We start from the raw sequence: 11,788 nt of genomic DNA on the forward strand, positions 1-11,788 counted from the left end.
GAACCGGAAAGCTGTAACGAGCAACCAGGACAGCCGTGGACACGAGCGAGAGCAGCACCACCGAGACCACCACCGGACCTCCGGCGGCCGGGGACCCGCCGCGGCGCGGCTGGCGCCGCTGGGGGATGGACACCCGTCCGCTGCGCATCCCCGCCTACCGGCGGCTGTGGTCGTCGACCATCGTCACCTCCGTGGGCAGCCAGCTCACCGCCGTCGCCGTACCCAAGCAGATCTACGACATCACCCACTCCTCGGCCTGGGTCGGCTACGCGAGCTTCGCGGGCCTGGTGCCGATGGTGGCCTTCGCGCTGTGGGGCGGGGCGATCGCCGACACCGTCGACCGGCGCAAGCTGCTGCTGGTCACCAACAGCGGCATCGCGGTGACCTCGCTGCTGTTCTGGGCGCAGGCGGTCAGCGGCCTGGACTCCGTGGTCGTCCTCATGGTCCTGCTCGCGCTGCAACAGGCGTTCTTCGGGCTCAACGCGCCCGCCCGCAGCGCCTCGATAGCCCGGCTGGTGCCGGCCGAGCAGCTGCCGGCCGCGAACGCGCTGGGCTCGACGGTGATGCAGACCGGCCTGGTGGCCGGCCCGCTGCTCGCCGGTGCGCTGATCCCGGTCGTCGGGCTGCCGGAGCTGTACCTGATCGACGCGGTGGCGCTGTGCGCGACCGTGTGGGCCGTCGCGCGGCTGCCCGCCCTGCCGCCGCTCGGCGGGACCGGCCGCCGCCGGGCCGGGCTGCGCGAGATAGCGGACGGGTTCCGGTACATCTCCCGGCACAAGGTGCTGCTGCTGTCCTTCCTCGCCGACATCGTCGCCATGGTGTTCGGCATGCCCCGCGCCCTGTTCCCGCAGCTGGCCGCGGAGAGCTACGGCTCCTACGGCGAGGGCCTGGCGCTCGGTGTGCTGTTCGCCGGCATCCCGGTCGGCGCGGTGCTCGGCGGCCTGTTCTCCGGGGTGTTCTCGCGGGCCCGCCGGCACGGCTGGATGGTCGTCGGGGCGGTCGTCGGCTGGGGCGTGGCCATCGCCGGGTTCGGGCTGAGCGGCAACCTCTGGGTCGCCGTGGTCTTCCTCGCCGCGGCCGGGGTCGCCGACATGGTCTCCATGGTGTTTCGCGGCGCGATCCTGCTGTCGGCCGCGACCGACGAGATGCGCGGCCGGATGCAGGGGGTCTTCACGGTGGTCGTGGCGGGCGGGCCGCGGCTGGCCGACGTCCTGCACGGCACCGCCGGCGCCGCGTTCGGCCCCCGGGCCGCCGTCGCGGGCGGCGGCGCCCTGGTCGTCGTGGCGATGCTGGCCCTGGCCGGCGCCGTCCCGGCCCTGCGCCGGTACCGCGTCTGACGGGCCGGTACCGCGGCTGACGGAGCGGCCCTAGAGCGGGCCGGCCTGCCGCCGTATCGTGTACTGCTCCATCAGCTTGCCGCGGGTCGTCTCCAGCCGGTGGGCGAGGATCTCGGCCACCGTCCGCACCACCGAGAGACCGAGCAGCGGGTCCTCCACGCACAGGCCGAGCACCGACGGCCCGTCGAACTGGTAGGCGCGTACGTCGGTGAAGGCCACGGCGCCGAAGTCCCACTCGTACGGCGGGAACAGCCAGGACCAGCCGAGCAGGTCGCCCGCGCCGAGCATGGCCACGGTCACCCGCTGCCGGGAGGTGACCTCGGTGTCCAGGTGGACCGCGCCCGAGCGGATCACCCAGAACCGGTCGGCGGTGCCGCCCGCCTCGAAGATGCGGCTGTCCTCGGGGAAGGAGACCTCCTGGGCCACCTCCATCAGGCGCTCGCGCTGTGCCTGCGGCAGGGCGGTGAGCAGTTTGATCGCTTTGGTCATGCGCGGGGCTCCTCGCCGGCGGCGGATGCGGTCGGGGTGCTGTGCCTAAGCCCATTTCAGCCGCTGCCGCCGTCCCGGGCACCTCGAACCCGGGGTGCCCGCCGCCTCCCGGCCGTTTCCGGGCAGCGAAAAGCCCTGGCTGGACGGGGGAAACCAGCCAGGGCCGTATGCGGTGACGCGTGGCGGGGGGAAGGACGGTTCCGCGCCGCGCCCGCATCACGTATGGATGAATAGTAAACCAATTATCAGGCCTTTCCGCGGCCTGAACCGGGTCAGGTGACCTGTTTCACTCCGTCGGCCCGCGCGCGAGCTTTGCCCGGATCGACGATCTCCTCCAGCACCCGCAGCACCGCCTCGAACGCCCGCGCCCGGTCCGCCGCCTCGGCGGCGCCCTCCGGATCCGTCGCCGCGAGGCTCCGGGCCCGCTCCCGCCATGTCTCCTCCTGCTCCTGCGCGTGCTCCCGACCGCGCCGGATACGGCGCAACAACTCGTCCGCGTCCACGACATCCTTCATATCCGGCGGGTACCCGGGAGCGGCCGGGTGATGGCACCCCTACCGGGCGTGCCGGGCCGCGAGCGCGGCCCGGTCCCTCGTTCCGCTTGTGCCAGAGGCCGGTACCGGAGTGGTGGAGCGAAGTTCCGTTCATCGGGGGTGTTTGACCGCCGGGGCAGGGGGCAGGCGGAATCTCGTGCTTCGGACCGGAGGCGCGCGCCCAGCGGGGAAGAGACCCGCTGCCTGGGCCCCTCCCGCCGGGCCCGGTGGCTCACCCGCGGCGAAACCCTGACACCACCGTTCGGGCCAGAACCCGGAACCCCTGTTTCCGGAGGTGCCCTGAAACCACGTTCAGGAGCGATTCCGCATGCTGACCGACATGTCGACAAGCCGTCCCGGCACGACCGCCCCCGCCGGGGCGTCCGCCCGCCGCAACCACGACGACGCCCCCGACACCGCGGCGCTGTTCGCCCGGCTGGCGGAGCTGGAGGACGGCCCCGAGCGGGACGCCGTACGCGATGAACTCGTCACCGCCTGGCTGCCCATGGCCCACCGGATCGCCGGCCGGTTCCGCGACCGCGGCGAGTCCGTGGAGGACCTGCGCCAGGTGGCCGCACTGGGACTGGTCAAGGCCATCGACCGCTTCGACCCCTCCCGCGGTGCCTTCGAGAGCTACGCCGTGCCCACGATCACCGGAGAGGTCAAGCGGCACTTCCGCGACCGTATGTGGGCCCTCCGGGTGCCCCGCCGGGTGCAGGAACTGCGCAACCGGGTCCGGGTGGCCCGGCGGGAACTCACCCAGAACCCGGGCAGCCCCGAGCCCACCGTCGCCGACATCGCCGCCCACACCGGGCTCACCGAGGAGGAGGTGAACGCCGGCATGGAGGCGCTGGAGAGCTTCAGCACCCTCTCCCTGGACGCCGAGCTGTCCGCCGGCGACGACGGCTACAGCCTCGCCGACACCCTCGGCGCCACGGACACCTCCTTCGACGTCGTCGTCGACCGGGAGGCCGCCAAGGAGGGCCTGCGCCGGCTGCCCGAGCGCGAGCGGGCCATCCTCTACATGCGCTTCTTCGAGGACATGACCCAGAGCCGCATCGCCGACCGGCTCGGCATCTCGCAGATGCACGTCTCCCGGCTGATCAGCCGCAGCTGCGCCCGCATCCGCGACGAGGCGCTCGGCACGCGCAGGCCCGGCTCCGCCGGGTCGCGCTGAAAGCTCACCGGGCCGGGCCGCCGGCCACGCCGAGCGGGCGCGCCAGACCGGAGACCGCCTCGTCCAGCCGCTGCAGATGGCGCAGCACCCGGTCGGTCACCCGGCCGTAGCGCGGGGTGCGCAGGGTTCCCGGCTCCAGCATCGACGCGATGCTGGAGCCGCTCTCGATCTCCTCGGCGGAGCGCGGATCGGCCACGTGCGCCGCGATCGCCTCGATGTTGTGCACGATCCGCCGGCAGGCCCCGCGCAGCCGGGGATCGGCCGCGATCGAGGGGTGCGTGGGCAGCAGCTCGGCCGTGGCCGCGAGGGACCGCCCGTGGTACGCGCACGTCTCCAGCAGCGCCACCACGTACCGCACCGAGTCCCGGCGCGAGCGCAGCGGCGTGATCGGATGGGTCAGCGGCTGGGTGGCCGCGCGCAGGTCGGCCAGCGCCTGGTCCAGCTCCCGTGCCCGCTCCACCAGATCGCCGCCCGGCCCGCCGCTGAGCTGGTCGACGGCGCCCCGCGTGACCTCGGCCAGCCGCTCCAGGACCGCCACCAGCAGCTCGTTGGTACGGCGGTCGGTGTGCACCGGCAGCACCACCGCCGCCGCGAACACCCCGCAGGCCGCGCCGAGCGCCGTCTCCTCGATCCGCAGCACCAGCACCGCCGCGCTGTAGGTGTTCAGCAGCGTGTAGAGCAGCCCCAGCATCGCCGTGACGAAGAACGACATCAGCGTGTACGACAGCGGCGCGGTGTAGAACATCGCGAAGATGAACACCAGCACCAGGCCGAACGCCATCCAGGTGTGGTGCCCGACCAGCCCGGCGAGCCCGATGCCCGCCACCACGCCGAGCACCGTGCCCAGCAGCCGCCGGTAGCCCTTCACCAGGATCTCGCCCGTGGAGGCGGTGTTCAGGAACACGATCCAGCACGTCAGCACCGCCCAGTACCAGCGCTGGCTGGACAGCAGCTCGCCGCCGGCGATGGCCAGCGAGGAACCGACGGCCACCTGGACCGCGGCCCGCGTGGTGGGCCGGCGCAGCCCGGACGGCTCCGCCTGCGGCGCCCGCTCCTCGCTGATCTCGATCGCGGTGTCCTCCGCGTCCAGCTCCTCGCGCGAGCGGGTGGTCGCCGGGGTGTCGGCGGACTCGTCCTGCGGCCCGTCCAGGGCCAGCCGGAGACCGAGCGCGGCGCGGGCCGCCTCGCCGAGCCCGCGGAAGACGTCCTGCACGGCCGGGGAGGCGTCCGGCAGGTTCTCCTCCTCGCGGTAGCCCAGCAGCCGGTTGCGCACCTGGGCGAGCGCGGCCCCGGGCGCCTCGCCGGCCGGCCGCAGCATCAGCACCCGCAGCGCCCGCAGGTCCCGGCGCAGCGCGGCCGCCGCCCCGTCCCGCACCGGCAGCTCGACTCCCGAGGGCACCGGGGCGCCCGGCAGATGCAGGGTGAGGGTGTCGGTCCGCTCGGCGCTGCGCGCGGTGAGCAGCAGCAGTCCCAGCCGCTCGGCCGCGATCTCCGCGTCCGCGATCCGGCGTTGCAGCAGCCGGGCCACCGCGGGGTCGGAGGTGCCGTCCTCCAGCCGGCCCTGGATCAGCAGCGCCGTCTCGTGCAGCCGGGCGGTGCGGGTGCGCAGCTCCTCCAGCACCTTCTCCACCTCCTCGGGCCCGGCGTCCGGCAGTTTGGCCTGGCTGGCGAGCAACTGGGCGAGGCGGGCGCGGAAGGCCCGGCGCAGCCGGTCCAGGGTGCCCGCCGGGGTCTGCGGCAGCAGCACGAACCGGGCGGTGGCGCTGCACGCGAACGCCACCGCGATGACGGCGTACAGCGCGGGCAGCGCGGCCGTCGTGGCCTGCACGAACAGCGACAGGAAGTAGACCTGGAACCCGATCAGCCCGAGCGCCGTGCCGCGGTCGCCGAACCGGCGGCCGTAGACGGCACCGAAGATCAGCGCGACGAAGAACAGGTCGCCGACGACGACACGCTGGTTGAGCAGCGCGCCCAGCGACACCGAGGCCAGCGCCACCGGCAGGCCCAGCGCGAGCGTGACGGCCTGCCGGGCGGGCTGCTTCTCGCGGATGGCGAAGGTGGCGACCATCGCGGCCATGGCGCCGGCGACCAGACGCGGGACCGGGACGCCCGCAGCGGCCAGGACGGCGAGGGTCAGGGCGATGGCGGTGACCGTGCGCAGTCCCGCCGTCAGGCGGAGCAGCCCGGGGTCCGACGCCGCCAGCCGGTCCCACATCCGTACCCGTCCCGACCGTCCCCGTGCCGTCACCTGGTCGCGCTCTCTCCCGTACCGGACATCGATCCGCGACCCAGCATCGCACGCCCGCTCCGGCTACCTGCCCTCGGCCAGGGTGGCGGCCACCAGGGCGTTCGCGTGCCCGTGGCCGAGCCCGTGCGCCGACTTCAGCCAGCCGACCAGCTCCGCGTGCCGGGTCAGCGGCGAGGAGCGGATCAGCTCCTGCCACTCGGCGGCCGGGCGGCCGTACTTCTTCTCGATCGAGGGGAAGTAACTCGCCGGGCCCTTGACGGTCTTCTCGGTCATGGTGCGTCCCTCCGCGTGGTGTTCCGTGATCACCTGGTACGACGGCCGGCCCGGGCCGGACTCATCGGCGGCCGACGGTGATCACGGTCACATCAGGACGGGCCGACGGCCGCGCCCTCCACCCGGGCCCGCACCTGTTCCGGTGTCAGATAGGAGTCGGTGAACTCGAAGTCCTTCAGCCGGGCGGGCTTGCGGGCCTGGAAGCCGGTGCGCACGAAATCGTCGCCCGCGACCGCGTTCAGCATCCAGTTGGTCATCACCCGGGTCTTGGCGACGTTGGTGCGCAGCGCCGACCAGTGGTAGCCGCGGGCCACCGCCTGCGCGGGCACCCCGCGCAGCTCCACGCCGAGCGGCTTGGACACCGCGTCCTTGCCGCCGAGGTCGACGACCAGTCCCAGGTCCTTGTGCTCGTAGGGCCGCATCGGCTGTCCGCGCAGCGTGGCGATGACGTTGTCGGCGACCACCTTGCCCTGCCGCATGGCGTGCTGCGCGGTGGGCGGGCAGACCGCGCCCTCGTCGCCCTTGGCCAGGTCCGGCACGGCCGCCGAGTCGCCGAGCGCGAACACCCCGTCGTGGCCCGGCAGGCACATCTGCTCGGTCACCGCCAGCCGGCCCTTGACCGTCTCCGCGCCGAGCGTGGCGATCAGCGGGCTGGCGACCACTCCGGCCGTCCAGATCAGGGTGTGCGTCGGTACCACCCGGCCGTCGGTGAAGGTGACCTCCTCCGCGCCGGCCTTGTCGATCGACACGCCCAGCGAGACCTCGATACCGCGCCGCCCGAGGATCTCCTGCGCGCTGCGGCCCAGCTTGTCGCCCAGCTCCGGCATCAGCTTGGGCGCGATGTCGATCAGGTGCCAGCGGATCAGGCCCGGGTCCAGGCGCGGATAGCGCTGCACGGCGGCGTGGGTCAGGCGTTGCAGGCAGGCCGCGGTCTCCGTGCCCGCGTAGCCGCCGCCGACCACCACGAACTGCAGCCGCGCGGCCCGTTCGGCCGGGTCGTCGCTGGCGTCCGCCAGGTCCAGCTGCGAGATGACGTGGTCGCGGATGTAGGCGGCCTCGGCGAGCGTCTTCATCCCGAAGGCGTGGTCGGTCAGCCCGGGGATGTCGAAGGTGCGGGTCACACTGCCCGGGGCCAGCACGATGTAGTCGTACGGCTCGTTGACGATCTTGTCGGTGATGGTGCGGACGACACACACCTTGGACCTCAGGTCCACCCCGATCGCACCGCCCGGGATGATCCGGGTGCGGTACTTCTTGCTGCGGCGCAGCGACAGGGCGATCGACTGCGGCGTGAGCACGCCGGAGGCGACCTGGGGCAGCAGAGGCAGGTAGAGCTGGTAGGAGGACGGCGTCACCAGCGTGACGTCGGCCTCGTCGGGGGCGAGTTTCCGCTCCAGGCGGCGGACGCACTCGACTCCGGCGAAGCCTGCGCCCACCACCAGGATCCTGGGTCGTGTCACGGTGTTCATCCCTTTCTGCGGCTCCGGGCGGCCCGGCTCGACGCCGCCGTCCTGCCCCGGTTCGCTGTGCGCCGAATCCGATCCCACCGCGCCCGCGGCCACCCCGCCAGCCGGGCGTGGCAGCCAGCCGAACGCGTGGGGGGCACCACGCCCCCGCTGCCGGGTGGAGTAACCGGTGCGCGCCCGCCTACACGTCGTACGGCCCGCCGTCCGGCGTCCCACGCGTCACCAGGGCAGGAACGCGTGGATGTCCTTGCCGGTGTCGTGCACGACGACGCTGACCTGGCTGCACAGGGTGTGCACCAGATGCCAGCCGATCCCGCCGCCTCCGGTGCGCGGGTGGAAGGGCCGCGGCTCCGGCCGCTCCGGGCTGGTGTCCCGCATCATCACGTGCACCCCGTCGAAGGTGCGGCGCAACCGCAGGTCGAAGGGGCCCGGCGCGTACTGGATGGCGTTCGCGGCCAGTTCGGTCACCACCAGCAGGATGTCGTCCCAGTACTCCTGGGCGCACGGTGGTGCGTCCCGGGAGAGCGCGCGGAGGAATTCCTCCGCCGCGAGCCGCGCTCCCGTGACGTTGCGCAGCTCACCAGGGAAGGAGAACGTGCGCTCGTACTTCTCCTCCGACGGTGGTGTGTCGTCCCAACGCGGCTCCGTCGCCATCTCGCTTCCCCGGCCCCGTCCGGCCTCGACGGCCGGACGGTCCTCGTCGCTGATCTGTTCGCTGCGCTGCGGGTTCCCCAGCTGGCGCGGACTATCCTTCCGCCCTTCCCGCCCCGCGGTTCCCCCCGGCGGGCACCGCCTTCTCAGCGGAACACGTCGTCCGTCTCGTCCCGGTCGGCCGGCTCCCGCACGACCGGCCGCGGCCGGGACCGGGCCGCGTACATCGCCTCGATCTCGGCGGAGTGGTGCCGCACCACGGCGTCCCGGCGCAGCTTCAGGGACGGTGTGAGCAACCCGTCGTCCGCCGCGAACGGTTCCGGAAGGACACGGTAGACCCTGATGGACTCCGCGCGGGACACCGCGCTGTTGGCGGAGGCCACCGCCCGCGTGATCTCCTCCCGCAGCGCGTTCTCCTCCCGGGCCTCCCGGGCCGGGGCGTCGCCCGGCAGCGAGAGCGCGGCCCGCCAGTGCGCGAGGAAGTCCGGGTCCAGGGCGATCAGGGCGCCGACACAGGGCCGGCCGTCGCCGATCACCACCGCCTGGTGGACCAGCGGATGAGCGCGCAGCCGCTCCTCCAGCGGGCCCGGCGCCACGGTCTTGCCCGAGCTGGTGACGATGACGTCCTTCTTGCGTCCGGTGATCGTCAGATAGCCGTCGGCGTCCAGCCGCCCGAGGTCCCCGGTGGCCAGCCAGCCACCGCGCAGCGCGGCCCGGGTCGCCTGCTCGTCACCGGCGTAGCCCTGGAACACCGAGGGCCCGCGGACCAGGATCTCGCCGTCGTCGGCCACCCGGATCGCGGTGCCCGGCAGCGCCGTCCCCACCGTCCCGGACTTCTCCCGGCCCAGCGGCTGCATGGTGATCCCGCCGGAGGTCTCGGTGAGTCCGTAGCCGTCGTGCACGAACATGCCGATGCCCTCGTAGAACAGGCCCAGTTCGCGGCCGAGCGCGGAGCCGCCGGAGGTGCCGCGGACCACCCGGCCGCCGAGCGCGGCCCGCAGCCCGCGGTACACCGTCCGCTCGTACAGGGCGTGTTGCAGCCGCAGCTCCAGCCCGGGGCCCGGCCCGGCGCCCAGCCGCCGGCGCTCCTCGGCCGCGGCGAAGTCCCGCGCCGTGCGCGCGGCCCGCTCGAACAGCGCGCCCCGGCCCGCCTGTCGCGCGGTGCGCAGAAAGGTCTTGTGGAGCCGCTCGTACACCGACGGCACCCCGTGGAGATACGTCGGCCGGAAGGTGCCGAGGGCCGATGTCAGCGCCGCCTCGGTCACCTCCGGCTCGTGCCCCAGCAGGACGCCGCCGCGCACACACATCACCATGATCATCAGGCCGTACACATGGGAGAACGGCAGGAAGGCCAGGACGGACGGCCGCTGCCCCGGTCGCGCCGCGGTGTGCGCCCAGCCGGCCAGCAGGGTGTCGCACGGGTAGGCCAGGCCGCGGTGGCTGAGCGCGCAGCCCAGCGGACGCCCCGAGGTGCCGGAGGTGTGGACGACGGCCGCCGTGGCGTCCGGCGGGACGAGCCGGCGCAGCGACTCCACGGTGGTGTACGGCACCGCCGCGCCGTCCGCGGCGAGATCGGCGAGGGCGCCCGTGTCCAGCTGCCAGACGTGCCGCAGCCGGGGCAGCCGGGCGCACACCGTGCCGACGGTCATGACGCCGTGCTCGTCCTCCACGAGCACGGCGACGCAGCCGGTCTCCCGCAGCATCCACTCGACCTGCTCGCGCGCGGAGGCCGGGTGGACGGGCACCAGCTCGGCGCCGACGGCCCACACGGCGTGGGCGAACACCGTCCACTCGTGGCGGGTCCGGGACATCAGGGCCACCCGGTGGCCGGGCGAGATCCCGGCGGCCACCAGGCCCCGGGCCACGTCCGCCACCCGGTCCCGCAGTTCCCCGGCCGTCACCGTCCGCCAGACCGGGGCGGCGGGTCCGGCGCGGTGCGCCAGCACCGGCAGCGCGGGCTCGCGCTCCGCCCTGGCGAAGACGCTGTCGGCGAGACCGCCGGTGAGCGGCGGGACGGCGGCCGGAGCGGAGGCGACGTTCCGCATGCGCTGCTCCTGGGGTACGCGGGGTCACACCGTCGAGCGGCTCGCTGCCGGCGGTGCTCGAATGTAGCTCAGGGGCCGGCGTTCGGTGACCGGAACCGGGAAGTCGTGATCGGCTGATGATGTGGGCCCGTCCTGGGGACTCGGGGGACATGAGTCATGTGAACCCCGATCCGGAGCCCGAGCGCAGCACCGGCCTGGAGCCCGGTGGCGGTGTCCCGCCCGGCGAGACGCCGCCCGCCGAGAGCAGCATGCCCGAGGCCGGGCCCCGGGAGACGCACAATCCGACGAAGGGCTGGGCGAAGGCGCCGCTGACCGCGATCCTGGTCCTGGTGGTCATGGTCGCGGCGTTCTTCCTGGTCTACGCGCTGATCATGATCCTGTGAGCGAGCGGGACGCTCACCCCTGTGTGTGCCGCACGCACTCGGTGACCACGTCCCGCAGGCTGCCGGTGCGCTCCAGCAGGCGGCGCTGTTCCCGTGCGCCGTTGCCCCGGCGCAGCAGCTCCGCGACGCCCTGCGCGGCGCGGTCGGCGTCGCCGCTGCCGGCGAGCGCGTCCCCGGTGTACTCCAGCAGGGAGTCCAGCACCCGCGCGGCGGGCCGGGGCCGCAGGGTGACCGGGTCGAGCAGGTCCTCCTCCAGGCCGAACCGGGCGGCCTGCCAGTCGGCCATCCTGAGCAGGCTCACTCCGGTGCCGGGCGTCGGCCGGCCCGCCCGCCAGTCGGCCGCGGCCGTCTCCACGAGGGCGCGGACCAGCGTGGCGAGCAGGACGGCGGTCTCCGCGTACAGGCACACGTCCGCCACCCGTATCTCCACCGTCGGATAACGGGCGGACAGCCGCGCGTCGAAGTAGACCATGCCCTCGTCCAGCACGACGCCCGTGGCCACCATGTCGGCCACCCGCCGGTGATAGTCCTCGGCGGTGCCGAACGGCTCGGCCGGCCCGGCCGACGGCCAGCGGTTCCACACCCGGCTGCGATAGCTGGCGTAGTCGGTGTTGCGGCCCTGCCAGAACGGCGAGTTGGCGCTGATCGCGCGGAGCACCGGCAGCCACGGGCGCAGCCGGTCGAGGACGGCGACCCCCTCCTCGTCCGACTCCACGGAAACATGCACATGGCAGCCGCACACGAGCTGGTCCCAGGTCGGGATGCCGAACCGCTCGGCCAGCCACTGATAGCGCTCGTTGACGCTGAGCGAGGGGCTGACCGGCAGCGGCGAGGTGGCCAGCGCGGCGACGGCGCAGCCGATCTCCCCGGCGTGCCGGGCCGCCTCCTTGCGGCAGCGGACGATCTCGTCCCCGAGTCGCGCCATGTCCGACTGCGGATGCGTGGCGAACTCCAGCATCTGCCCGAACAGCTCCTTTTCGAAGACCTGCTGTCCGGGGTCGTCCTGGGCGGCGCGGGCGAGGACGGCCGTCGCCAGCGCCTTCGGGTCGCCGCTGTCCGGATCGACCAGGAGGAGTTCCTCCTCCACTCCTACGGTGCGCAATGGTGCCGCCCTTCTGTGTCGTGCCGCGGGGGGCAGTCGAGGCTCTGTACGACCTCGACTGCCCCCCGGACGGCCGCCGACACC

The 11,788-nt window shown here is 73.7% G+C and carries 11 protein-coding genes; 3 read left to right on the forward strand and 8 right to left on the reverse strand.

Going from position 1 to position 11,788, the window contains the following annotated elements:
* Positions 1–35: 35 nt before the first annotated feature.
* Positions 36–1,337, forward strand: a complete 1,302-nt coding sequence (locus tag SCK26_RS33955) for an MFS transporter (RefSeq protein ID WP_318205196.1) — start codon at positions 36–38, stop codon at positions 1,335–1,337.
* Between the two features lie 30 nt (positions 1,338–1,367).
* Here the strand turns inward: SCK26_RS33955 and SCK26_RS33960 are convergent, their stop codons facing one another.
* Together SCK26_RS33960 and SCK26_RS33965 are read right to left on the reverse strand one after the other, a co-directional pair.
* Positions 1,368–1,826, reverse strand: a complete 459-nt coding sequence (locus SCK26_RS33960) for a cyclic nucleotide-binding domain-containing protein (RefSeq protein WP_318205197.1) — start codon at positions 1,824–1,826, stop codon at positions 1,368–1,370.
* Between the two features lie 272 nt (positions 1,827–2,098).
* Entirely contained in the window at positions 2,099–2,341 is a 243-nt protein-coding gene (locus SCK26_RS33965; protein WP_318205198.1) for a hypothetical protein, read from the reverse strand.
* Between the two features lie 346 nt (positions 2,342–2,687).
* Between SCK26_RS33965 and SCK26_RS33970 the strand changes: the two genes are divergently transcribed.
* Positions 2,688–3,536: an RNA polymerase sigma factor SigF gene (locus SCK26_RS33970; RefSeq protein ID WP_318205199.1), complete on the forward strand. Its 849-nt coding sequence runs from the start codon at positions 2,688–2,690 to the stop codon at positions 3,534–3,536.
* 4 nt (positions 3,537–3,540) lie between these two features.
* On the opposite strand, the gene SCK26_RS33975 is transcribed toward SCK26_RS33970, so the two are convergent.
* The 5 genes from SCK26_RS33975 to SCK26_RS33995 form a co-directional block, all read right to left on the reverse strand.
* The gene (locus SCK26_RS33975) at positions 3,541–5,751 is read right to left on the reverse strand and encodes an FUSC family protein (protein WP_318205200.1); all 2,211 of its coding nucleotides are present in this window, start codon (positions 5,749–5,751) and stop codon (positions 3,541–3,543) included.
* Between the two features lie 96 nt (positions 5,752–5,847).
* Positions 5,848–6,057: a DUF4287 domain-containing protein gene (locus SCK26_RS33980; RefSeq protein WP_318205201.1), complete on the reverse strand. Its 210-nt coding sequence runs from the start codon at positions 6,055–6,057 to the stop codon at positions 5,848–5,850.
* Between the two features lie 92 nt (positions 6,058–6,149).
* On the reverse strand, positions 6,150–7,526 hold the full coding sequence (locus tag SCK26_RS33985) for an NAD(P)/FAD-dependent oxidoreductase (protein ID WP_318205202.1): 1,377 nt from the start codon (positions 7,524–7,526) through the stop codon (positions 6,150–6,152).
* A gap of 216 nt (positions 7,527–7,742) precedes the next feature.
* On the reverse strand, positions 7,743–8,177 hold the full coding sequence (locus tag SCK26_RS33990; protein ID WP_318205203.1) for an ATP-binding protein: 435 nt from the start codon (positions 8,175–8,177) through the stop codon (positions 7,743–7,745).
* Between the two features lie 143 nt (positions 8,178–8,320).
* Positions 8,321–10,219 carry an AMP-dependent synthetase/ligase gene (locus tag SCK26_RS33995; RefSeq protein ID WP_318205204.1) on the reverse strand — a complete coding sequence of 633 codons (1,899 nt, stop codon included), beginning with the start codon at positions 10,217–10,219 and terminating at the stop codon, positions 8,321–8,323.
* 149 nt (positions 10,220–10,368) lie between these two features.
* Between SCK26_RS33995 and SCK26_RS34000 the strand changes: the two genes are divergently transcribed.
* Positions 10,369–10,602: a DUF6480 family protein gene (locus SCK26_RS34000; protein ID WP_318205205.1), complete on the forward strand. Its 234-nt coding sequence runs from the start codon at positions 10,369–10,371 to the stop codon at positions 10,600–10,602.
* Positions 10,603–10,615: 13 nt separating this feature from the next.
* On the opposite strand, the gene SCK26_RS34005 is transcribed toward SCK26_RS34000, so the two are convergent.
* Positions 10,616–11,704, reverse strand: coding sequence for a glutamate--cysteine ligase (locus SCK26_RS34005; RefSeq protein WP_318205206.1), 1,089 nt, complete (start codon positions 11,702–11,704; stop codon positions 10,616–10,618).
* Positions 11,705–11,788: the final 84 nt, after the last annotated feature.

Origin of the sequence: Streptomyces sp. SCL15-4, assembly GCF_033366695.1 — a bacterium.
Taxonomy (GTDB): Bacteria; Actinomycetota; Actinomycetes; order Streptomycetales; family Streptomycetaceae; genus Streptomyces.

What these genes read in the sequence shown, in the direction of transcription:
- SCK26_RS33960 (WP_318205197.1), bottom strand. Translation starts at nt 1,826, where the DNA reads ATGACCAAAGCGATCAAACTGCTCACCGCCCTGCCGCAGGCACAGCGC.
- SCK26_RS33965 (WP_318205198.1), bottom strand. Translation starts at nt 2,341, where the DNA reads ATGAAGGATGTCGTGGACGCGGACGAGTTGTTGCGCCGTATCCGGCGC.
- SCK26_RS33970 (WP_318205199.1), top strand. Translation starts at nt 2,688, where the DNA reads ATGCTGACCGACATGTCGACAAGCCGTCCCGGCACGACCGCCCCCGCC.
- SCK26_RS33975 (WP_318205200.1), bottom strand. Translation starts at nt 5,751, where the DNA reads ATGTGGGACCGGCTGGCGGCGTCGGACCCCGGGCTGCTCCGCCTGACG.
- SCK26_RS33980 (WP_318205201.1), bottom strand. Translation starts at nt 6,057, where the DNA reads ATGACCGAGAAGACCGTCAAGGGCCCGGCGAGTTACTTCCCCTCGATC.
- SCK26_RS33985 (WP_318205202.1), bottom strand. Translation starts at nt 7,526, where the DNA reads ATGAACACCGTGACACGACCCAGGATCCTGGTGGTGGGCGCAGGCTTC.
- SCK26_RS33990 (WP_318205203.1), bottom strand. Translation starts at nt 8,177, where the DNA reads ATGGCGACGGAGCCGCGTTGGGACGACACACCACCGTCGGAGGAGAAG.
- SCK26_RS33995 (WP_318205204.1), bottom strand. Translation starts at nt 10,219, where the DNA reads ATGCGGAACGTCGCCTCCGCTCCGGCCGCCGTCCCGCCGCTCACCGGC.
- SCK26_RS34000 (WP_318205205.1), top strand. Translation starts at nt 10,369, where the DNA reads ATGAGTCATGTGAACCCCGATCCGGAGCCCGAGCGCAGCACCGGCCTG.